Raw genomic sequence first — 20,989 nt, forward strand, 5'->3', positions numbered from 1 at the left:
ATTTCTTCGGCTTCGATATTCACAGTTGCACGCACACATTCGTGGGTTCGGTGTAGAAGTGCAGCGAGGACTCGCCACCTTCACGTCCGATGCCCGACAACCCCATACCGCCGAAGGGTGATCGCAATTCGCGTGTGAACCACGTGTTCACCCAGGAGATTCCGACGTTCATCTTCTGCGCGACGCGGTGTCCACGACGTAGGTCGTTGGTCCAGACGGAGGCTGCCAGGCCGTACTCGGTGTCGTTCGCCAAAGCGATCGCTTCGGCTTCCGTCTCGAACGGAATGAGCGCTGCGACGGGTCCGAAGATCTCTTCGCGCACGGTTCGGTCCTTGTTGGTCAGGCCCGTCCACAGAGTAGGTTCGATCCAGGACCCGCCGGACAGGTCTTGTCCAAGATCCGGAATGCCCCCGCCGGTCAGCACTTTCGCGCCTTCTTGCTCTGCGATTTCGAAGTGGTTCAAGACCTTTTTGCGGTGCGCCTGCGAGATCAGGGGACCGGTGGTCGTTGCGGCAAGCGTCGGGTCGCCGAGCCGCAGTGCCCCTGCCCGCTCCACGAGTCCGGCGGCGATGTCATCGAAGATGCTTCGATGCACGTATACCCGTTCGGTACACAGGCAGACCTGGCCGGTGTTGGCGAACACCGATTTGGTGAGGCCGGTCAGCGCTTCCTCGATATCGACGTCGTCGAACACAATCGCGGCGTTCTTCCCGCCGAGCTCGAACGAGACCGGCCGAACCCGCGGTGCAACGGTTTTCATGACATTCGACCCCGTTGCCGAGGAGCCTGTGAAGGTGACTCCGTCGATCCCGTGGTGTGTGGTCAGAAACTCCCCGGCGGAGTTCGCCCCGAACCCATGTACGACGTTGTAGACGCCGCGGGGCAGCCCGACTTCTTCGAGCACCTCTGCGAGCAGGGACGCCGTTGCCGGCGTCTCCTCGGAGGGCTTGACAACCACGGAATTTCCACATGCGAGGGCGGGCGCAACCTTCCAGGTCAGCAGAAGCAGCGGCAAGTTCCAGGGAACGATGACGGCGACGACACCGAGCGGCTTGCGGATCGCATAGTTCAGCGCCTGTTTGCCCCCGGCGAGATCGGTGACGAAAGATTCTTGACCAGCGGCGGCGACGACGTCGGCGAAGGTGCGGAAGTTCGTCAGGGCGCGCGCAACGTCGAGTTCGCGTGCCTGCGTGATCGGCTTACCTGTATCCGCCATTTCCGCGGCCACGAACTCCTCGAAACGCTCCTCGATCCGGTCGGCGGCGCGGCGCAGCAATGCCGTTCGCTCTCGGACAGGCGTATCGGACCAACCGTTGTCCAGGGCGCGTTTGGCGGAAGTCACGGCCCGGTCGACCAAAGCTTTGTCGGCCTCGTGGACCCGCCCGAGCACGCGGCCCGTTGCGGGGTCGACTTGATCGAAGCTCGAAGATTCGTCGGGTTCGACATAGGAGCCGTCGACGTAATTGCGAATCCAACCGTCGAATTGTGAGGCCATGTTATCTAGTTTCCGCTCTGTCACGTGTCAAAAATCGTTTGTGTCCAGATATGCCGCCTATACCCTGAACGTAGGCGACGCCTGCAGGGCAGTTATTCTCGCCGCTCCCGCTTTTGGTGCCGGCTCAGCGCCTTGTGGGCTGACCGCTTCGAGATGGGTCCGGGTTGTCTCAATACTGATACTTGACCCACATTCTGACCAATGCGACTTTCTCGTGCAGCTATCCCAGTCTTGGTATGTCAACTTGCAATACGCGAGTCTGCACTTGGGTACCCGCCATGCTCAGGCTGCTAGCCGTGACGTCGAAGAGCGGTGCAGTTGTTCTGAACTGGGTATGGCCGCGCCTTGCGCGCACCACCAGTTTCGATGGCCATAGAAGTAACGCACCGCGGACGCCCGACGGGCGTCCGCGGTGCGTCGCTATCGAATGACGGGCACCGTTACCGACATCGTGCTTGTTCACTTATTGCATGTTTTCGCATGCGGTGGCGACATTGGTTCGCGCCGTGCGAGGGACGTCGCCTACACAGTGTCGCCGGCCAATCGTTCACCGAAGAGGAAAGCTTTTCCTGCGGAGTAATGACTGTTCACGCTCAGATGCTCGGCAAAGCGCGCGTCGCCTAGTGCCGCTGCCGAGTCGGCGGCTGAGCGCCACTGCACATACTCGACTATTCGATCGCTCCGGAGGTCGCGAAAGAAGCTCGCCGAAACGAAGCCGTCGAGATTCTTGATGTGGTCGCGCGTCTCGCTCTCGTTGTACTCGCCGACCCACCCTTGTTTGCCGCTGACGGGTGTCATTTTGATGATCTCGGTCGCCAACTCGGCCTGATAGCGCACGGGGTCGACGTGAGTTGACGCGTCTGCCGTCACCGTGGCGCTGAACTGGTAGATCCCTTCGTCTATCAGGAGGTCGTCGACGAACTCGCTCTTGGTTCGAGCGCGACTCAGTTCCGTGGAAAACGCCTCGGCCTCGCTGCTACTGCGCCAGAAAAGAAACCCCATGAGAAGTTCGGTGTCGGTGGTGGAGGCCGGACCGAGCGCCCGGCCCTGCGCGAGCCAGATCGTTCCGCCATACCCGGGCAGCGGCCGCGCAAGCGCATCGGTAGAACTCACGAGGCCAGCCCATTGTGCCGCTCCGTCGCGCGGGGCTGCGTCAGCACTGATTACAACGGCAAAGGGAGACTTATCGAAGCTGACCTCGTGCATGTCAATTACCCACGATTTCCCGGCACAAGATCATGGTCATGGTCGTCAAGCAGACCAGCAGTGACGTCGAGCTCGATGTCGATCCGATTGCCCGCCAAGACTCCCTGTCGATCCAGCGGAACGGGGAAGCGGACTCCGAAGTCCTGACGATTGACCTGCCCTGTGGCAAGAAATCGAACGTTGTAGCGTACGTTGGCGTCGCGCTCGAACCTGAGCTGTGTCACCGCCAGCACTACCGGGCGAGTTACTCCGCGAACGGTGAGAGAGCCGTGGACTCGAACTTCGTTGCCACTGGGTTCGATCGAGGTCGAAGTGTAGGTAATGGCTGGGTGGTTATTCGCATCGAACGGGTCCTTGGCGAGCGTTCCCTCATCACGTTTGGCATTGAAAGTATCCATCGACCGCACTTGGACGCTTGCCTGGACGGCAGTCTGGGTGACATCGGGACGAGTGACGATCTGGCCGTCGAACTCGGTGAACACACCGTGCACTTTCTTCGCGATCAAGTGGCTGATCGAAAACTTGACCGCACTTCGCTGTGGATCTATCACCCACGTGCCCGTCATGTAATCGCCGGATACTTGCGTCATGTCTCTCTAGCCTCCAAGTCGTGTACTACGAATGTATGTCCGTCGCATCCGAGCGTGTCGATCGCTGGACCCGAGTAATTGTCGGCAGCCCGGAGACTGCTGAGCATCCGCCCTCGAGAGTGCTCGTACAGCAATCTCACCTTCCTCGGGATGGAGGGAGGGCCGCCGCTCGCATGGATACGCGTCCTAAGGACGGATCAACCGATCCTCGGGAATCACTGCTACCGCTGTAATTTCGATCAAGGCGTCCGCCTGCCACAGGCCGGTGGTTCCGATTCCGGCCATAGCCGGATAGACCGGCCCGGCGAGTTCACGCCACACGCGTCCGATCTCGCGCCCGTGCGCCTGATAATCGGGAATGTCGGTCAGGAAGATCGTGATGTTGGTCAGGTCATCGGGCTGTCCGCCTGCTGCAGCCAAGGTGGTCAGGACATTCGAGAACGACTGGCGGAACTGCTCGACTATTCCGCCGGGAACGATGTTCATGTCTTTGTCGAGGGCTGTCTGTCCACCCAAGTAGAGCGTGTTGCCTGCCAGTGTGCCGTGCGAGAAGCCCTTGGGTGTCGGCAGTTGGGGCGGATTGACAGTGTGGTGGGCCATGAGTGGTCCTTCCCGAGGGTCGTCGGATCTGCTGGTCGATATCAAGTATTGCGCACTTGCGACGATCGTGCAAAACTCAGCACACGATCAGTCGGAAGGACTTGAATGAGGCTCGCGACACTCGAACTCGACAACGGGGACACCGTTGCGGCTGCGGCATATGCGGGCGGCTGGGTGGCGCTACCTGCGCCGTCGTTGTCCGAGCTGCTCCGCACGGGCTGGACTATGCCCACCTCCGGTGTTGTGGAGGGGCCGCAGGTGACCGGCACTCCGGTCCTTCCGCTGCCGGCGCCCGCCAAGGTGATCTGCTGCGGATTGAACTACGGCGAGCACATCGTCGAGACCGGTCGTGAACTGCCGACCCACCCGACGTTGTTCGCGAAGTTCGCCGACTCTCTCATCGGGCCGACGGACGACGTGGTGATATCAGGGGACGTCAACGCCGACTGGGAAGCCGAACTGGCTGTGGTCGTGGGCCGGACGCTGACGCGCGCTTCGCGTGCCGAGGCAGCCGAAGCGATCTTGGGCTACACCGTCGCGAACGATGTCTCGATGCGCGATTGGCAGCGCCGCACCCTGCAGTGGTTTCAAGGAAAAGCCTGGGACGCAACAACTCCGATCGGCCCGGTCATCGTCACGGCAGACGAGATCGACCCGACCGCGGGGATCACGATCACGTGCCGGGTCAACGGCGTCGAGGTTCAGCGCGACAGCACGAGCACATTGGTGTTCGATTCTGCCGAATTACTCTCGTATATATCGACTTTCACTACTCTGCGTGCCGGTGATCTCGTACTCACCGGCACTCCTGGCGGAATCGGCATGGCTCGTGAGCCTGCCTGGTTCCTCGCCGATGGCGACGTTCTCGAAACGGAGATCGAGGCCATCGGCACCCTCACCAACACAGTCCGGGTCACCGAGCCGGCCTCGCGAGCAAGGAGAACAGCATGACAACCCAGTTCGATTCCAACGCCGGATACAGCCTGCAAGGCGACAACTCGATGTACGCGAGCGCAGATGGGCAGGTCGTTCCTGTCGTGACCCGGTCCGGCGAGGAGGACGGCCGCACCGGACAGACGGAGGGCGCGGTACGAATCTCGGGCGTCAGTCCACAGCACACACCGGCGACGAAGATATGGTACGGAAAGGTGAGTAACGAACCTGGGTACCGTTCTCTCGCACACCATCACGGCGAAGCGGAGACGGGCGGTTACGTCCTCTCGGGTCGTGCCCGCATCTACTTCGGTGAGAACTACTCGGAGTACATCGACATGAACGAGGGTGACTGGGTTTTCGTGCCGCCGTTCATGCCGCACATCGAATGCAATCTGAGCCGTACCGAGCCGTTGCATTGGCTGACCACGCGTACACCGGACAACATCGTCGTCAATCTGCCTGAGGTGGATGATGATTCGCTTCGTGACTGGTCGAACCGGCCGTGACGCAGTCGGTGGCGACCTCCGCCATGTTCACCCGTTGCGTGTCGTTGGCCGAAGTCGAGCCTCGTCGAGCCGACCTCGGGTTCACCGCGCACACCCAGGAGTGTCCGTGGCCCAAAGCGTACGGCGGCGACATGGTTGCCCAGGCAGCAGCCGCGGCCATGCGTACGGTGTCCGACGGTAAGTCGATGCACTCGATGCACTCGTATTTTTTGCGGCCCGTCGACATCGATGCAGAGGTGCATTACGACGTCGAGGTGATTCGTGACGGTCGCCGGTTCTCCACCCGGCAGGTGCGCGCATATCAGAACGACAAAGTTGCCTACATCGGCACGGTGTCCTTCGCGGCCGGCGGTCGTAGTGGGTCTTTGAGCAGCGCAGTGCCCGCGAATGTTCCTGCGCCCGAATCGCTTCCGACGTCGGCGCAATACCTGGCAGACCATGCCATCTCGGACGAGAACACGATGACCACGGTCTCGAAGGACTACTGGTCGGCGGGACGTAGCTTCGACATGCGGCATGTGCCGGGTCCGATCTACCTCGATATCGAAGGCGGGCGAAGCCCGCACCAGGCCATCTGGGTGCGCCCCTTCGACCGGTTACGTCCGGTGGACGGTCTGTCCGATGCGCAGAGGGACCTCGCCGCGCTCGCCTACGTCTGCGACTACACCATCCTCGAGCCGGTACTTCGTGCACTGGGTCATCCGTGGGCCGAGAAGGGTCTTGTCACAGCCAGTCTCGATCATGCGATGTGGTTTCACCGCATGCCCGAGCCGGGGACGATGGACGGATGGTTGCTCTACGCACAGGAGGCAGTCGCCGCCGATCGAGGTCGCGGTGTCGGCCTCGGCAAATTCTTCACCCCTGAAGGAATCCACCTGGCCACCGTCGTCCAGGAGGGCATGATCGATGCCGAGACGACAGGAGCCGGGCAATGACCGCGGACACAGTACAGGCCCTCACCCGTAGCGCACACGTGGACACGTTCGCGCGAGACAACCTCCCGCCCGCCGAATTGTGGCCGATCCTCGAATTCACGACCCCGGAACTGCAGTATCCGGAGCGGCTCAACGCGGGGGCCGAGTTGATCGAGCGCGCTGTCGAGCAATTCGGCGAGCATCACCACGCTCTTCGCACCCCAGCTGGAACAGCCTGGACGCTCGGTGAACTCCGAGACCACACGCACCGGATCGCCCGGGTGCTCACCGAGGACCTCGGACTCGTTCCCGGCAACCGCGTCTTGCTGCGTTCGCCGAATACACCGATAGCAGTCGCGGCATGGCTCGCGATCATCGAAGCAGGCGGCATCGCAGTTGTGGTGATGAGCGCGCTTCGCTCCCGCGAACTGGCCCCGATCGTGGCCAAGACACGCCCGGTCATCGCACTGGTGGACTCGCGATTTGCGCACGATTTGCACACGGTGCGCGACGAGGGGCATCCCGAACTCGTGGTGGTTCCCTTCGGAGGAGACGCGTCCGACGATTTGATGTTTCGTTCGGCAGTCAAGCCCACCGACTTCGTGGCCGTGGATACCGCAGCAGACGACGTCGCGCTTCTGTGCCCGACGTCCGGTAGTACCGGAACCCCCAAGATCACGATGCACTTTCACCGCGATGTGCTCTCGATAGACAACACGTTCGGCAAACACGGCCTCGGCTTACGGCCGGACGACGTGGTCGCGTGTACTGCACCGATGGCGTTCACGTTCGGCCTTGGGATGCTGGTGGTGTTCCCGTTGAGAGCTGGTGCCTGCGCTCTGCTCACCGAAGCGGTGGCACCCGCGGAACTCGCCGACGTGGTTCGTAGCGAGGGAGTTTCGGTTCTTGCCACCGCCCCCACGGCGTACAAGCAAATCATCAAGGCTGGGAAGATAAAGCAGCTGGCCGATCTTCGGGTCGCAGTCAGCGCAGGTGAGCACATCTCGGCGGGGGTGTGGAACGGCATCCGAGACGCCGTCGGTCTGGAGATCGTCGACGGAATCGGCGCCACAGAGCTGCTGCATATCTTTCTGTCCACCGCCGCCACGAGCGAGATACGTGAGGGTTCGACAGGTAAGCCGCTGCCGGGTTATCGGGCCGAGATTCTCGGTGACGACGGCGAGCCGGTGCCGGCAGGCATACCGGGTCGACTGGCGGTGATCGGCCCGGTCGGTTGCCGATACCTGGCCGACGAGCGTCAGCACGAGCGGGTGGAGAACGGCTGGAATGTCACCGGTGACACCTTCTACCGTGACGAGGATGGCTTCTTCTTCTACTGCGCTCGAACCGATTCCATGATCGTGTCCTCCGGTTACAACATCGGTGCCCCAGAGGTCGAGGCATGCATCGACATGCACCCGGACGTGGTGGATTCGGCCGTTGTAGCCGAGCCGGACGCCGAACGCGGACAGATCGTCAGCGCATTCGTGGTACTTCGCGCGGGAGTTGCCCACGACGCGGCAGCCGTGAAATCCATTCAGGATCACGTGAAAGCGGAACTGGCACCGTACAAGTACCCCAGAAGAATTCGCTTCATCGATGCTCTGCCGAGGAATTCCAGCGGCAAGCTTCAGCACTTCAAACTTCGCGAAACGATACAGGAGAACACACCATGAGGATTGCCATCGTGGGTGGGGGCCCCGGCGGTCTGTACTTCGCCGCCCTCGCCAAACAACTCGATGCAGGTCATGTCATCGACGTATGGGAACGTAATGCGCCGCAGGACACGTTCGGCTTCGGGGTGGTGTTCTCGGACGAGACACTCGGCAGTATCGAAGGGGCCGACGCCGTCGTCCACACCGAGATGGAGCGCCGCTTCGCTCGCTGGACGGACATCGATGTCGAGATCGACGGCCGCTCGTACACGGTGGGCGGGCAGGGATTCGCTGCAATGAGCCGCAAGGAACTACTGGCCATCCTGCAGCAGCGCGTGGCCGAGTTGGGCATCGAGGTGCAGTACAAGACTCATGCACCCGATACCGACGTTCTGCGAGAATCCTACGACTTGGTGCTCGCCTGCGACGGGATAAATTCCGCTGTCCGTACCCGCTACGCGGATGCGTTCGGTCCGACGCTGGACCGTCGCAACAACAAGTACATCTGGTTGGGCACCGACAAAGTGTTCGAGGCGTTTCAATTCCTCGTCAGGCACACCGAGTTCGGGACGATGCAGATCCACGGCTATCCGTATTCGGATCAGGGTTCGACGTTCATCGTTGAGATGCACGAGGATGTCTGGCGGCGGGCCGGTTTCGACGCGACCGAGGATCAGCAACTCCCACCCGGAGTATCCGATACCTATGCAGTCGATCGGATTCGTGAGATCTTCGCGGACGATCTCGGCGGTCACGATATTCTGACGAACAACTCGAAGTGGTTGTCGTTCCAGACTGTTCGTAACGAGCGATGGTTCGACGACAACGTGGTGCTGCTGGGCGACGCGGCGCACACAGCCCACTTCTCCATCGGATCGGGAACGAAGCTCGCGATGGAGGACGCATTGGCTCTGGCCGCTTGCGTGCATGAACACTCCAACATCCCCGACGCTCTCGCTGCTTACCAGGCCGAACGAAAGCCGGTGGTGGAGAGTACCCAGCGGGCGGCGCAGGCTTCGTTGGAATGGTTCGAGAACATCGGCCTCTATGCCGATCAGGAAGACACACAGTTCGTCTTCAATTTGCTGACCCGCTCACGCCGAATCACGTTCGAGAATCTCGGTGAGCGTGACGACGAGTTCGCGGCGCTGGTGCAGCAACGGTTTGCCGACACCGTTGCGGGTGGAAACGCGGTCGAATCAGCACCTGCGATGTTCCAACCGGTGCGCATCGGTGAACTGGATTTGGTCAACCGCATCATGCTCTCGCCGATGGACATGTACTCGGCGGTGGACGGTCTACCCGGGGAATTTCATCTCGTCCACCTCGGATCCAAAGCACTCGGTGGAGCAGGTCTGCTCATGACCGAGATGGTCTGTGTATCGCCGGAAGCGCGGATCACGCCGGGTTGCCCGGGGCTGTGGACCGACGAACAGCGCGGTGCCTGGGCTCAGGTGACGTCGTTCGTGCACGCACACAGTGCTGCGAAAATCGGAGTGCAGATCGGTCATTCGGGTCGCAAGGGCTCGACGAAGCTGATGTGGGACGGAATCGATGAACCGCTCGAATCAGGCAATTGGGAGCCGATCGGACCGTCGCCGCTCCCGTACGGCGACGGATGTCATGTTCCACGTGAGGCAACTCGCGAGGACATGGATATCGTGGTGGCCGATTTCGTCGCCGCGGCCGAGCGCGCCGTAGCCGCCGGTTTCGACCTCATCGAAGTCCATGCGGCGCACGGATATCTGCTCTCGTCGTTCCTGTCTCCGATTGCGAACGTCAGGACCGACTCCTACGGCGGAAGCCTGGAGAACCGCTTGCGGTTCCCGCTCGAGGTCTTCGATGCAGTCCGACGCGCGGTTCCGTCGAGCTTCCCGGTCTCCGTACGTATCTCGGCGACCGACTGGGCTCCGGACGGAAACACGGTCGAAGATGCCGTCGAGATCGTACGGGCGTTCGTCGAACACGGTGCCGCCGCCATCGACGTGTCCTCCGGTCAGGTGACCAAGGAGGAGAAGCCGGCGTTCGGACGGTCGTATCAGACTCCGTTCGCCGACCGCATCCGTCACGAGGTGGCCGCGGCCGCGGGAGTGGCCGTCATCGCCGTGGGAGCGATCTCGTCGTACGACGATGTCAATTCCATTCTCCTGGCCGGCCGAGCCGACATCTGCGCACTCGGTCGACCGCACCTCTACGACCCACAGTGGACACTGCATGCTGCTGCAGAGCAGGAGTACCGAGGACCCGGAGCGCAATGGCCTGTCCAGTGGCGTGCAGGTCGGCGCCGTCCGCCGACCTCCCGCACCGACAAGGTTCCGCCTCGCCTGTCGCTGCTTCGGGACGGTTCCGACAACTCCGCCCATGTCCGCTGGCGCCCGAGAAGTACAGTGCCCGCATGACTTTTTCGCTGACAGGCCGGGTCGAGTGGGTGGACACCGATGCAGCAGGCATCTACCACAACAGCACAGTCATCCGGTTCGTCGAATCTGCCGAGGCCGCACTCGTTCGCGAGTGTGGCCTCGTCGGCTATTTTCCGGTAGTCCCACGAGTGCGGTACGAGGTCGACTTCCACGCACCGCTGTATTTCGGCCAGCAGGTCACGACGGATCTCGATATCGCGCACTTGGGGTCGTCGTCGATGCGTTTCGAGTTCTCGATCTGGGGTGAGGCGTTCGAGGGGCGAGACCGATCACTCGCGGCGAGAGGCTCGTACGTGACGGTGCACATCGACCGCGCAGTCGCGGGAGCCGCTGCCGCGCCGTGGCCGCCGCAGTGGCGAGAGGTGTTGCAGGCTCTGGTGACGGCACCTGCCGAGCCCGTTCGGGACGCGAGAGTCCGAGACGGGCTCAGGCCGAACTCGGCGCGATAGCGCTGGGAGAACCGACAGCGATGGAGGACCCTGGGGGAGCCCTCACTTTCCGGGCCGTGTGAGCTTCTTGCACGGCCCGGAAAGTGAGGACGAGGATCTGTTGTTCAGTGGCCTTTGAATGCCTCTGCGAGCCACCATGCTCCGCCGTCAGCGGCGATTTTGGCGTCGATCACCATGACGCCGTTCGGTGCTGAGGCCCATCGTCGTACTTCGTCCATGTCGGCGAGCGTACGTACCGTCACGCCGCGGGCACCGAAACCTTCTGCTATAGCGGCGATGTCGATGTCGGGGAACGTGACAGTCGACAAATTCACAGCGTCACCATCATGAGGGAGGTGCTCGAAGTGGTGAACCTCCGCACCGTAGGCCGCGTCGTTGTACACCGCGATCAGCAGCGGACGTCCCAGTCGGACAGCGGTTTCGAGTTCCGAGATGCCCATCATGAAGCCGCCGTCTCCGGTCCCGATCACGGCGAGGCGATCGGGTTGAGCCAACGCTGCTCCGATGCCACTGGACAGCCCGAGCCCGATGGATTGGAACGCCTGCGTGAAGCAGAAACCCATGTGGTCGGGGACGCGTAGATACGTCGACGGATATCCCATGAAGTTGCCCGAGTCGATGGCTACCACTCGTTCTGCGGGCAGTATGTCGTCCAGGGCTTTGGTGAACGGGCGCGGATCGATGGTCTCGGACGTGGACAAGTCGGGAGTCTCGGTATCGTTCCACCAGCGCCGTGCGGAGAGTTCGGTGGATACTTCCGGAGTCCGGTATCCGTGGCGCGCCTTGGTGTTACGAGTCAATTCGGTGAGAACATCGATCGCAGTGGTTGCGCAGTCGCCATGGATTCCAAGGTCGATGGGTCGATGCGCACCGAGTGCGGAGGCGGTGTCGTCGATCTGGACCACTCGTGCATCCGGCCCGATGAGGGATCCGTGTCGCATCGTCCACATGTTCAGCGCGCATCCCCACCCCACGACGAGGTCTGCGTCGGAGATCAATTGCGCGGTCAGCGGAGCCGAGAATCCGCCGGAGATTCCCAGATCGAATTCTTCGCCTCTGAACAGACCGTTTGCGACGGCAGAGGTCGCCACGAGCGCCCCGGCATGCTCGGCCAGGGCCGAGATCTCCGGGCCCGCAGTGCGACCGCCACGGCCGGTGACGAACACCGGTCGCGACGCCCCTGCGATGAGGGCTGCGAACTGTTCGACTGCCGAGTGTGCCGGACGCACCGGCTCGGGAGCCGAGGGGGGCGCGACGGTGCCGGCGTGTTCCGGTGCGGGAGCGGACTGTACGTCGAGCGGCAAATTGAGCACCACGGTGCGACGGTCGTGCACGGCGGTCTGCCACGCTCGGGTCACGTCGGCAATGGCGGTCGCCGCCGAGTGCACACGCTCGGAAACGGCGCCGACGCTGCGGGCGAGTGCGTCTTGGTCGATGCGGAAGTTCGACAATCTCGACGATGCCGCGACGTCTGCGGCCAGCACGATGACGGGGGTGCGGCTCTTGGCGGCCTCGCCGATGCCGGTCATCGCGTTCGTCAGCCCACAACCCTGGTGCACGCTGACAATCGCGGGTAGCGCTGCAAGGCGCGCGAATCCATCGGCCATCGACGCAGCGCCTCCTTCGTGGCGTGCTGCTGTGTAGGGGATGCCGCGTGCGATGAGGGCGTTGGTGACGTCGAAGTTACCGCTACCGACGACACCGAAGATGTGGCCGACGCCGAGATCGGCGAGCACGTCCGCTACCAGGTGTGCAACCGTGCGCGTCATGCCGGCACGAACGCGAGAACACGTGCAGGAGAGCCGGTTCCGCCGACAATGGGGAGGGGGGATACCACGAGTACCGCGCCTGCGGCGGGGAGTTGATCGAGGTTCTGCAGTTGGGTGACTCCGTACTTGTCCGCGCCGAGCAGGTGGTGGTGGACGGGGAACATCGGTTCCATCGCGGCCGCTTGGCCGGCGTCGATGCCCACTGTCTCGACGGCGAATCCGGAGATGGTCGAAGCGGCGAGCCACTGCGCACCTGCGACCGACACGCCGGGAGTGTGTGGGCCGTCGTCATCGGCGTTGAGGAATTCTTCTGCGTTCTGGTTTCGAGCACTCCATCCCGTGCGGAAGACCAACCACGCATTGTCCGGAAGGGGGCCGTTCTTTGCTACGAACTCGTCGAGGTGGGCGGGCTCGAGCAGGAAATCCGGGTCCGAGGCGACCTCGGCGGTGAAGTCCAGCACGACGGCGGGGCCGACGAGTCGTGACGGGGGAATGGTGTCGACGGTGTGACCGTCGCGCCCGGTCGCCCAGTGGGCGGGCGCATCGACGTGAGTGCCGGTGTGCTCTCCGGTGTGGATGTTGTTCCATCCCCATCCTGGGCCTGCATCGTCGAAGTCGCTGACGGGCTCGAGGGACAGTGAGATCGTGTTCGCGAACGGTGCGGGCAGCGCCAGCACCGGTGTCGTGGACGACAGGGGAGCAGTGAGGTCGACGATCCGTAGCGCGCCGTTGGCCAGCTCGGTCAACAGGTTGGTGAGTGTCGAGGTTGTCGCTGGAGTGGTCATCGGTCGAGCCTTTCGTCGGTTCTGTCGAAGTTACTGTTCGGGCTAAGTCGAGATCTCATACCCGCAGGCCGCGCTGCCGTAGACGTGGCAGAACCGCGCCTGGTGACCGAACACCGCTACGATATAGCGCCCGAGTGACTCCCGTCATCATTTCGATGTTAATTTCTCGATAGCTCTGCGAACGCGATCGACACTGCGTGTGCGACGAGATGGCGCGAGTAGTTGCTGAGCAACCAGGTGGCCCGAACCACCGCCGAGTCCGGGCCCGGGGTGCGTGAAAGCACCGATGTGAAACAGTCCGTCGATGCCGGTGCGGTGGCCTGTGCCGGTGCCGGGGCGCCAAAGCAGCGATTGATCGATTTCGGCCGCACCGCCGTAAGGATCGCCTGCGACGGCGTTGGCGTTCGCAGCCGTCAGCGCGGTCGGCGGGATGGAATACGCGTGCAACACGGTCGAACGTAGACCAGGTGCGAAACGCTCGATCGAGTCCAACACGCGATCGACGTACGCTGCCGTCGTGTCGGTATTCCACGTACCGTCCGTCGAGATCGACCCCGCAGCATCACCTTTCGGCGCAAACGGCAGCTCCTGTAGTTGTACCCACAAAGTAGCCTTGCCGGTCGGAGCTCGGCTCGGATCGAGGACGCACTGCTGGCCGACGACGATCGTGGGATCTGACGGTAGATAGCCTGATTCGGCTTGTGCACAGGCGATTCCGGTGCTCGACGCACCGCTTCCGATGTGCACCAGCGGCACATCGTCCAGGCGCGAATCGGACCACCGAACGGGACGGTCCAACGCAAAATGCAGTTGCATTGCAGCACGGCCCGGGCGATGCCGGTCGGCGGCGCGTCGGCCTGCAACAGGAACGGCCGAAGGATCGAGCAGGTTGTCGTAGAGTCTGGGCGTTGCTGTCGATGCCAGTACGGCTCGCGTCGCCGACAGTCTCTCGTCGGCCAGTTGCACGGCAACGGCGCGACCGGACCGAATCTCGATGTGCTGCGCGGATTCACCGAGTATCACCGTCACCCCGCGCTCGTTGAGCACGCGGGCGAATGCGGTCACGAAATTGTCCGCACCACCGGTCACCACAGGAAGTCCGGCCGCGTGCATAGTAAGAGCCATGATCGGCAGCATCAGCCCGCCGGTCGCGTGGTCGGGCGACAGGCCTGCATGCAGTAACCACGGAGTCCAGAGTTGGTCGGCCTCGAAACCACGAAAGCGCTCACGGATGAGCGCGCGTCCGCTCTGTGCCGAGACGCGTAGCATGTCGAAGCTGGCGTCCTTGCCGAGTGCGCGCGCCATCGATGTGCCCAGGCGAGCGAGATCGAACGGCCGCAGTTCCGAGCCCAAGGCACCGAACACATGGGGGGACCAGGATTCCAGATCGGCCAGCATCGCTGCGTACGCCACTCGATCGTGTTCGTGCTCGAAGCTCTGGGCGGTTTGCGTTGGGTCGCGATGCGCCACTGCTACGCCCCGATCCGAGACCGCGCCCGTGACAGCTCCGTCGGAGTTGGAATACGCGAGGCCATGACGGTGCAGGTCGTCCCCGAGAGTCGCGTATGCGCCACCGGTGACGAACAAGGGGTGCCAGGAACTGAAGGTGTCGTGGACGAAACCGGGACACGTCAGCGGATCCGAGGCGATGAATCCTCCGAGCTTCTCGCGCTCGTCGACGAGAGCGACCGACCATCCCGAGCCGGCAAGTTCTGCGGCAGCGACCATCCCGTTGATTCCCGCACCGACCACAACCGCGTCGAACGTGCGGGTGCTCACCCGTGTATCCGCTTCTCGAGTATGGTCATGGTTCCACGGTAGTCACTCGGGTTCACCGGAAAAAGCTATTGCTTCGCCCTCATCGGCATCGACACGTTCATGCCGAGCGGAGGTCTCCGCCGACAGCGGCGAGAAGTGTTGCAGCAGGAAGGCCTCGGACTCAGACCATTTCGGCGGCGACATCGTCCCAGGAGGTCTGCTGTGTGATCAATCGACGATATTTGAGTAGATCTTTCGCCGCATTTACGCCCAAGGCCGCCACCAGTCGGTCCTGTCGACCATAAAGTGCAACCAGCGGTGTTTCTTGCAGCGAACCAGAGACAATCCGTACCGAGTCGGCTCCGGCAACATCTCCGTAGAGCTGGAACCGAAGGTTGTACTGATCGGACCATACATACGGGACGGGAGCGAAAGTGCGATACTCGCCAGTTGCGATCGCACGCCCAACCGCAGCCCCTTGCTCACTGGCATTTGTCCAGTGTTCGATGCGCATGGTGCGGTCGAAGAGGGGATTGGGCCAGCAAGCTACGTCACCTGCGGCGTATATGCTCGGCCCTGCTCGAAGCCTGTCGTTGCACATGACGCCGTTGTCGAGATGGAGTCCGCTGCCTGCCAGCCACCCGACGTTCGGCGTGACACCTACCCCCATGACAACCAGGTCTGCTGCTACTGACGACCCATCGGAAAGGGAGAGTCCGTTGGCCCGACCCAGACGGCTGGTAATTCCGTCTACTCTCACGTCGGTGCGTACGTCGACGCCGTGACTACGGTGCAACTGAGCCGACCACTGCCCGATCTGGGTCCCCAACACGGCGGACATCGGTGCCGGTCCGGCTTCCACTAATGTCACTCGACGGCCTAGAGCCGTTGCAGTAGAGGCGATTTCAGCACCGATGAAGCCTCCGCCGACGATAGCAATATGGTCTGATTCTGCAAGGTCTTCAGCCAATCCGATGCTGTCGTCCAACGTGCGCAACACATGGACACCCTTCAGGCCTGCACTTCCGGGCAGGCGCCGCGGGGTTGCTCCGGTCGCGATGACGAGTGAATCGAATTGGACCGCGCTACCGTTGTCGAGATCCACCGTGCTTTCTGCCACGTTCAAGGCGGTTGCACGCGATCCGAGCCTCAAATCAATGCCGTCGAGTTGCTCTTCAGCGCAAAGCATCGCGCCTTCGGCTGAGAGGAGGCCTGCAAGAACATCTTTGGACAGAGTGGTCCGGTCGTAGGGCAGCCACCGTTCTTCGCCGATCAACGTTACGTGTTCATCCTGATTGGACTGGCGAAGACTCTGAGCGGCGGCGAGGCCGGCCCGGGAAGCACCGACAATTACAGTTCGATGGTGCCGGGTCATGCGTCGACCAGGTCGATGACGTCAGTGGGGCAATCGGTGATGGCCTCGCGGATGGTGTCGATTTCGGACTCGTCAGGTTGATCTTTGATGAGGACGACCCGGGCATCGTTGTCGTCGAGATCGAAGAATTCTGGCGCGACCAACACACAGTTGCCGCAACTCGTGCACTTTTCTCGCGCGATGGTGATGTGCATCAGTTGGTATCCCATTCCACTTGCAGTTCTTTCGGGCCACGAAATGAGATGTTGGGAGGAAAGCTCCACCGTTGTTCATCGGACAATCGAAGTCCGGGCAAGCGGGAAACGAGCATCTCGATGACGACGCGAGCTTCGACACGTGCAAGGTGCTGTCCCATGCAGAAGTGCGCACCCTTACCGAAGGACAGGTGTGTTCGAGAATTCTTCCGACCGATATCGAAAGTCTCCGGATCTGCAAACTGCTCGGGGTCGCGATTCGCGGAGGCAAGACTGAGCATCAGCTTTGCTCCCTCGGGAACCTCCACACCTCCGATGGTTGTGGGCTTGGTGGTGACACGTCGCCACGCCACTACCGATGAATCGAACCGAAGAGTCTCCTCGACCGCTCGGTCGATCGAACTGGGATCGGCTTGGATCGCGAGGAGAAGGTCCGGCCGCGAGAGCAGCTGGCGCAGAGTGTTGCCGATCAAATTGGTGGTGGTTTCGTGTCCGGCGAAGCTCAGCGCGAAGATCACACTGGTGATTTCGCGGTCATCGAGGGCATCTTCATCGGTCTCGCGTTGGCGGATCAGTTCGGAGGTGAGGTCGTCGGCCAGGTCGGACAGTCGTGTAGTGACGAATCGTTCGCAATAGTCCCAGAACAACGACATGTTCGTTGCTGCCCGCTGCTGGTAATCCGGAGACGGACGCCCCCAATTGACTTCGAGCTTGTTGTCGCACCACGATTTGAGTTGGTCGGCGTCCTCAGCTGGGAAACCGATGAGGCCGAATACTGTCAAGGCGGGAAGCGGGAAAGTCAGCGCTTCAACCAGATCCGCACTGCCGTTCGAGGCGAACTTGTCGATAAGCTCTCCAGTCCTTTGCTCGATAAGTGGGCGTAGTTGCTCTACCCGACGAGGAAGGAACGGGCGCGCGAGACGGAGACGAATTCTGGTGTGCCCTGGAGCGCCGAAGTTCGTGAGTACCGGAGTGTTGCGTACACCCTCCGTCAGAATCTGGCGTGCCTCCTCGCTCAACGGTGCAAGTGGTTCCTGGGCAATGCGTTCCGAGAAAGTCTCGCGGTCTGCGAATACCCCAGCGATATCGGCGTAGCGCGTGACGAGCCAGTAGCCGAAGGATGGCACGAAGTGCACAGGACTCTCGTCGCGAAGGGATTTGAGAGGTTGGTACGGATCGGATAGGTAGCCAGCATTGAGTGGATCGAAGTCGTGGGCGACGGGACACACTTGGGGCGGCGAGGCGTCAACAGTCATCTGGACCTCCGAGAGTGAATACGATGGCAAGAGGACCACCGGCAGTGTCTTGATTGTCACACTCTCCGCCTTGCTCAAGAAATGCTTATTCGAGTGTTCGGTATGCCTTTCGGGGTATAGCTGTGGCTCCCTTCCCCGGTCAATAGGCGCTCGATCGGCAGACCATCGGTGATGGGCTATTCTTCTCGGTGTCGATCGATCCGGTAATCACAGTCGCATTCATTGTTTTCCGCCGTTCTGTGACCACTCGAGGCATTGGCGGCACATTGATCGGTGGTCGCTGCGCAGGGCTCGGCTGATATGGCGCGAATGTCTTACGCGCGCAAACGCTATCAACATTCGGTGCTGGTCATCAGGCCAACGGGCAGGGTGCCGAGCAACATGCCCACCGAGGCAAGGCTGCCGATCGGACCGGCTGAACCGCTGTCGAGGTTCCATCCCTCGTACGCGATCACGGTGGCACCGTTTATCCGTCGACCACCAGGTCATAGCCGTCGAACACGATGGTGACGAAGCAAAGAGCCAATACCGATAAGCCGGGAGCGGTGCCTTGTGGCGGTGTGACGTGTCATATGTATTTCCTCGTCTCGGAACTTACCTCAGGGTATTTCTTCTCTGAAATGATCGTCGATGAGGCGATATATTCAGCAGGCTGAGGTCAGGATTGAGGTGGTAGCTGTGACCGATGTGCCCGAACGCGAGCTCGAGACGACCATGATGACGTCCAGAGCAAATGGCGCTGTCGACCGCGTCGAATTCTTGCGCAGTCTGCGCCTGCTCCACGAGCAGAAGATGTGGACCCAAACACGCCTGGCGAAGGCCAACGGGGTCACCCAGCCGGCGATCTCGAAATGGTTGAAGATGGCACGTATCGATGCTCCGGACCTACGGCCGGGCATGGCCGGTGGAACCCCGTACGAGATCGCTGCGCGCTACGCAGCCAGATTGCTCGATCACGAAACGATGATCGAGCAGCTGTCGGACTGGGTCCGCGAGGCGGCTTCACGGACAGCATCCACTGAGGACGACGTTTCTTCGTTGAACCTCTCGGGATTCAACCTGCAGGTCGGTCGAGCTATGGCCGATCGATTCATCGACGAGACCGACTTCGACCGCATCCTCGACGCCATAGCCGACTGACTTGGGCAGAGGGGACGTAGAGCCCTCCGTCGCCAGGTCGGGGCTCATTGTCGGTGTCACTGAATCACGTTCGCGCACAACCGTGAACTCTTGCAAATCGAATGTAGCTTAGCCTACCCTAATGTTAGCTTCTCCTTAACGCCCATTCGATCGCGGAGGTTTTGTCAGATGAGCGTGATTCCGAAAGTGCAACGTCCGAAGGGTCGGAAGATGACCGCGTTGACGGTCATCGACAACGTTGAGATCAGCCCGAGCTTCAGGAGGGTCACTGTGGGAGGCGACGGACTGGCCGACCTGGACTACCTTGGATTCGATCAGGTCGTTCGCTTCTTCTTTCCGCGGGATGGTCAGATGCAGCTGCACATGCCCACAGTGTCGAATGATGCATGGATGGCGCAGTTTCTCCTCCAGCCCAAGTCGCGGCGACCCTGGGTACGCAACTACACCATCCGACGTTTCAGGCCCGACGCCTCGGAAATCGACATCGACTTCGTACGCCACGGAGACGTCAGCCCTGCAGCGAGGTGGGTCGAGCACGCGCAGCCGGGCGATCCGGTAGGAATCTTCGACGAGGGCATCACCTATTTACCGCCATCGGATGCTCGGTGGCATTTGCTGGCTGGCGAGGAAAGCGCTGTACCGGCCGTTTTGTCTATCCTCGAGTGTGCTCCTGATGATCTACAAACCGAGGTGTTCCTCGAAGTTCCTCTGGCGTCCGACATTCCCGAGACGGTGCCTGCCCCGCGGTCCGCGCGTATCAACTGGATCGTTCGTGACAACCTGAGCGAAGTGCCCGGGACGCAGTTGCTGCGCGAAATCAAGGATTCGGTCCTTCCTCCCGGGAGGTTTTACACCTGGGTTGCCGGTGAGCACAAGCTGCCGACGGGACTGCGACGGCATCTGGTCAACGATCGAGGAATCCCCAAGTCCGACATCACCTTCGGTGGATATTGGCGGCACGGCAAAAACAGCCCGGGCTGATTCTCCGCGAACAGAACGGTCCGCGTGACGAGGTGTCCGAAGGGCGGAAGCGTCAGGTCCAAGGATCGTTTTCTAGGGCAAGACTGTCAATTTGTGACGCTCAGCGAACAGGCACGCTTCGATGTCGGACACTTCGGGTCCCTGGTCTTGGACGATTCGACAGACCAGCGCAACCGGAGCATTTCCGCCTGCTACCACCGCGCTGAGCGCGCGTTCGTAGACAGTGTGCGCGTGTTCCTCAAGGTCTCGACGACAGCGCACGGGTAGGACATGCCCTGGACGGCGGAGATCGTCCGCGGTGGTGCCAGAATCGGCGAGGGTTCGGAGTGTGTGCGCACGATCGATAGCCGATATTCCGGTGCCCACACCGACTGCGTCGACTGCGACTGTGAAGCAGAGACCACTGCGCTCACTATCGAAGATGGGTTGATCAGGAATGCGCAACCGGTCGAGGTCCTCGGAGTGCATGGCCGCGTGTATGAGTCCGGACGAGTATCGCACTGCCATCGCCACGTCCTTGGCGGTAACTGTCTCGGCAGCGCCGAACAGCACCGCGCCCTCGGAATCCAGCAAGACGGATAGACCTGAAACGTAACTTCCGTCCGTTCGGTGCATTTTGCCGCGTTTCAAAGTAGTAGCGCTCATGTCGAAGTTCCTGTCCGATGTCGGGATGCCTAGTGGCATCGACGGTTCGTGGCCTTGCGGAAATCGGCGCTACGGGTTGCGGCTGACCGCACCACCTTGCGCGCTGAGAAGACCCGCTCCACGAGCGCAGGGAGTCGTTGGATGGTGTGCTGGGGGTTAGGCAAACGTGGTTGTGAGGCTGGACTGGCCAGGTCGGCGGTCACATCCGCGATGACGAGCGATAGGTCCGTTATTGACGACTTGTGTGCCCTCGAGTGCCATGATTCTTGTTCCGATCACTGGTTCCGCCCACCCTGGCAAGCCTTGTTCGACGAA

General features: G+C 61.7%; 20 protein-coding genes. 8 read left to right on the forward strand and 12 right to left on the reverse strand.

Features of this window, described 5'->3' with window-relative positions:
• Nucleotides 1–19 precede the first annotated feature (19 nt).
• The 4 genes from QM588_RS24645 to QM588_RS24660 all read right to left on the reverse strand — a co-directional run bounded on the left by QM588_RS24645 (nt 20) and on the right by QM588_RS24660 (nt 3,891).
• Nucleotides 20–1,495 (reverse strand): 2-hydroxymuconic semialdehyde dehydrogenase, encoded by a 1,476-nt coding sequence (locus QM588_RS24645; protein ID WP_283317241.1) that lies wholly within the window; start codon nt 1,493–1,495, stop codon nt 20–22.
• A 522-nt stretch (nt 1,496–2,017) separates the two neighbouring features.
• On the reverse strand, nt 2,018–2,701 hold the full coding sequence (locus tag QM588_RS24650; protein ID WP_135046038.1) for a hypothetical protein: 684 nt from the start codon (nt 2,699–2,701) through the stop codon (nt 2,018–2,020).
• Between the two features lie 5 nt (nt 2,702–2,706).
• Complete coding sequence (locus tag QM588_RS24655) at nt 2,707–3,291, reverse strand: YceI family protein (RefSeq protein WP_135046040.1); 585 nt, start codon at nt 3,289–3,291, stop codon at nt 2,707–2,709.
• Between the two features lie 186 nt (nt 3,292–3,477).
• Nucleotides 3,478–3,891, reverse strand: coding sequence for a RidA family protein (locus tag QM588_RS24660; RefSeq protein ID WP_283317242.1), 414 nt, complete (start codon nt 3,889–3,891; stop codon nt 3,478–3,480).
• A 105-nt stretch (nt 3,892–3,996) separates the two neighbouring features.
• Between QM588_RS24660 and QM588_RS24665 the strand changes: the two genes are divergently transcribed.
• The 6 genes from QM588_RS24665 to QM588_RS24690 are packed head-to-tail and all read left to right on the forward strand — an operon-like array spanning nt 3,997 to nt 10,771.
• Complete coding sequence (locus tag QM588_RS24665) at nt 3,997–4,842, forward strand: fumarylacetoacetate hydrolase family protein (protein ID WP_283317243.1); 846 nt, start codon at nt 3,997–3,999, stop codon at nt 4,840–4,842.
• Between the two features lie 50 nt (nt 4,843–4,892).
• Complete coding sequence (locus QM588_RS24670) at nt 4,893–5,333, forward strand: cupin domain-containing protein (protein WP_283317293.1); 441 nt, start codon at nt 4,893–4,895, stop codon at nt 5,331–5,333.
• The gene (locus QM588_RS24675) at nt 5,330–6,268 is read left to right on the forward strand and encodes an acyl-CoA thioesterase (protein WP_283317244.1); all 939 of its coding nucleotides are present in this window, start codon (nt 5,330–5,332) and stop codon (nt 6,266–6,268) included. Before QM588_RS24670 ends, QM588_RS24675 begins: the two co-directional genes overlap by 4 nt.
• Nucleotides 6,265–7,923 (forward strand): AMP-binding protein, encoded by a 1,659-nt coding sequence (locus QM588_RS24680; protein ID WP_283317245.1) that lies wholly within the window; start codon nt 6,265–6,267, stop codon nt 7,921–7,923. The genes QM588_RS24675 and QM588_RS24680 overlap by 4 nt, the downstream gene beginning before the upstream one ends.
• On the forward strand, nt 7,920–10,301 hold the full coding sequence (locus QM588_RS24685; protein ID WP_283317247.1) for a bifunctional salicylyl-CoA 5-hydroxylase/oxidoreductase: 2,382 nt from the start codon (nt 7,920–7,922) through the stop codon (nt 10,299–10,301). Before QM588_RS24680 ends, QM588_RS24685 begins: the two co-directional genes overlap by 4 nt.
• The gene (locus tag QM588_RS24690; RefSeq protein ID WP_283317248.1) at nt 10,298–10,771 is read left to right on the forward strand and encodes an acyl-CoA thioesterase; all 474 of its coding nucleotides are present in this window, start codon (nt 10,298–10,300) and stop codon (nt 10,769–10,771) included. Before QM588_RS24685 ends, QM588_RS24690 begins: the two co-directional genes overlap by 4 nt.
• Nucleotides 10,772–10,875: 104 nt before the next feature.
• Here the strand turns inward: QM588_RS24690 and QM588_RS24695 are convergent, their stop codons facing one another.
• The 7 genes from QM588_RS24695 to QM588_RS24725 form a co-directional block, all read right to left on the reverse strand.
• Entirely contained in the window at nt 10,876–12,540 is a 1,665-nt protein-coding gene (locus QM588_RS24695; RefSeq protein WP_283317249.1) for a thiamine pyrophosphate-binding protein, read from the reverse strand.
• Entirely contained in the window at nt 12,537–13,325 is a 789-nt protein-coding gene (locus QM588_RS24700) for a cyclase family protein (protein ID WP_135046058.1), read from the reverse strand. The genes QM588_RS24695 and QM588_RS24700 overlap by 4 nt, the downstream gene beginning before the upstream one ends.
• 147 nt (nt 13,326–13,472) lie before the next feature.
• Nucleotides 13,473–15,104 carry a phytoene desaturase family protein gene (locus QM588_RS24705; RefSeq protein WP_283317251.1) on the reverse strand — a complete coding sequence of 544 codons (1,632 nt, stop codon included), beginning with the start codon at nt 15,102–15,104 and terminating at the stop codon, nt 13,473–13,475.
• Nucleotides 15,105–15,264: 160 nt separating this feature from the next.
• Nucleotides 15,265–16,458 carry an NAD(P)/FAD-dependent oxidoreductase gene (locus QM588_RS24710; RefSeq protein ID WP_283317253.1) on the reverse strand — a complete coding sequence of 398 codons (1,194 nt, stop codon included), beginning with the start codon at nt 16,456–16,458 and terminating at the stop codon, nt 15,265–15,267.
• A complete protein-coding gene (locus QM588_RS24715; RefSeq protein WP_283317254.1) occupies nt 16,455–16,652 on the reverse strand; it encodes a ferredoxin in 198 nt (65 codons plus the stop codon). Before QM588_RS24715 ends, QM588_RS24710 begins: the two co-directional genes overlap by 4 nt.
• Nucleotides 16,652–17,908, reverse strand: a complete 1,257-nt coding sequence (locus QM588_RS24720; protein WP_283317255.1) for a cytochrome P450 — start codon at nt 17,906–17,908, stop codon at nt 16,652–16,654. The genes QM588_RS24715 and QM588_RS24720 overlap by 1 nt, the downstream gene beginning before the upstream one ends.
• Before the next feature lie 332 nt (nt 17,909–18,240).
• The gene (locus QM588_RS24725; RefSeq protein WP_283317256.1) at nt 18,241–18,363 is read right to left on the reverse strand and encodes a hypothetical protein; all 123 of its coding nucleotides are present in this window, start codon (nt 18,361–18,363) and stop codon (nt 18,241–18,243) included.
• A 223-nt stretch (nt 18,364–18,586) separates the two neighbouring features.
• Between QM588_RS24725 and QM588_RS24730 the strand changes: the two genes are divergently transcribed.
• Together QM588_RS24730 and QM588_RS24735 are read left to right on the forward strand one after the other, a co-directional pair.
• On the forward strand, nt 18,587–19,048 hold the full coding sequence (locus QM588_RS24730) for a hypothetical protein (RefSeq protein ID WP_283317257.1): 462 nt from the start codon (nt 18,587–18,589) through the stop codon (nt 19,046–19,048).
• 219 nt (nt 19,049–19,267) lie between these two features.
• Nucleotides 19,268–20,029 (forward strand): siderophore-interacting protein, encoded by a 762-nt coding sequence (locus QM588_RS24735; RefSeq protein WP_283317259.1) that lies wholly within the window; start codon nt 19,268–19,270, stop codon nt 20,027–20,029.
• Between the two features lie 72 nt (nt 20,030–20,101).
• Here QM588_RS24735 and QM588_RS24740 read toward each other — a convergent pair whose 3' ends face one another.
• A complete protein-coding gene (locus tag QM588_RS24740; RefSeq protein ID WP_283317261.1) occupies nt 20,102–20,602 on the reverse strand; it encodes a 3,4-dihydroxy-2-butanone-4-phosphate synthase in 501 nt (166 codons plus the stop codon).
• Nucleotides 20,603–20,989: the final 387 nt, after the last annotated feature.

Origin of the sequence: Rhodococcus sp. IEGM 1354 (genome assembly GCF_030056855.1) — a bacterium.
Classification (GTDB): Bacteria; Actinomycetota; Actinomycetes; order Mycobacteriales; family Mycobacteriaceae; genus Rhodococcoides.

Bases quoted from the DNA above. Each gene is read 5' to 3' on its own strand.
- QM588_RS24645 (WP_283317241.1), bottom strand. From the start codon at position 1,495: ATGGCCTCACAATTCGACGGTTGGATTCGCAATTACGTCGACGGCTCC.
- QM588_RS24650 (WP_135046038.1), bottom strand. From the start codon at position 2,701: ATGCACGAGGTCAGCTTCGATAAGTCTCCCTTTGCCGTTGTAATCAGT.
- QM588_RS24655 (WP_135046040.1), bottom strand. From the start codon at position 3,291: ATGACGCAAGTATCCGGCGATTACATGACGGGCACGTGGGTGATAGAT.
- QM588_RS24660 (WP_283317242.1), bottom strand. From the start codon at position 3,891: ATGGCCCACCACACTGTCAATCCGCCCCAACTGCCGACACCCAAGGGC.
- QM588_RS24665 (WP_283317243.1), top strand. From the start codon at position 3,997: ATGAGGCTCGCGACACTCGAACTCGACAACGGGGACACCGTTGCGGCT.
- QM588_RS24670 (WP_283317293.1), top strand. From the start codon at position 4,893: ATGTACGCGAGCGCAGATGGGCAGGTCGTTCCTGTCGTGACCCGGTCC.
- QM588_RS24680 (WP_283317245.1), top strand. From the start codon at position 6,265: ATGACCGCGGACACAGTACAGGCCCTCACCCGTAGCGCACACGTGGAC.
- QM588_RS24685 (WP_283317247.1), top strand. From the start codon at position 7,920: ATGAGGATTGCCATCGTGGGTGGGGGCCCCGGCGGTCTGTACTTCGCC.
- QM588_RS24690 (WP_283317248.1), top strand. From the start codon at position 10,298: ATGACTTTTTCGCTGACAGGCCGGGTCGAGTGGGTGGACACCGATGCA.
- QM588_RS24695 (WP_283317249.1), bottom strand. From the start codon at position 12,540: ATGACGCGCACGGTTGCACACCTGGTAGCGGACGTGCTCGCCGATCTC.
- QM588_RS24700 (WP_135046058.1), bottom strand. From the start codon at position 13,325: ATGACCACTCCAGCGACAACCTCGACACTCACCAACCTGTTGACCGAG.
- QM588_RS24710 (WP_283317253.1), bottom strand. From the start codon at position 16,458: ATGACCCGGCACCATCGAACTGTAATTGTCGGTGCTTCCCGGGCCGGC.
- QM588_RS24715 (WP_283317254.1), bottom strand. From the start codon at position 16,652: ATGCACATCACCATCGCGCGAGAAAAGTGCACGAGTTGCGGCAACTGT.
- QM588_RS24720 (WP_283317255.1), bottom strand. From the start codon at position 17,908: ATGACTGTTGACGCCTCGCCGCCCCAAGTGTGTCCCGTCGCCCACGAC.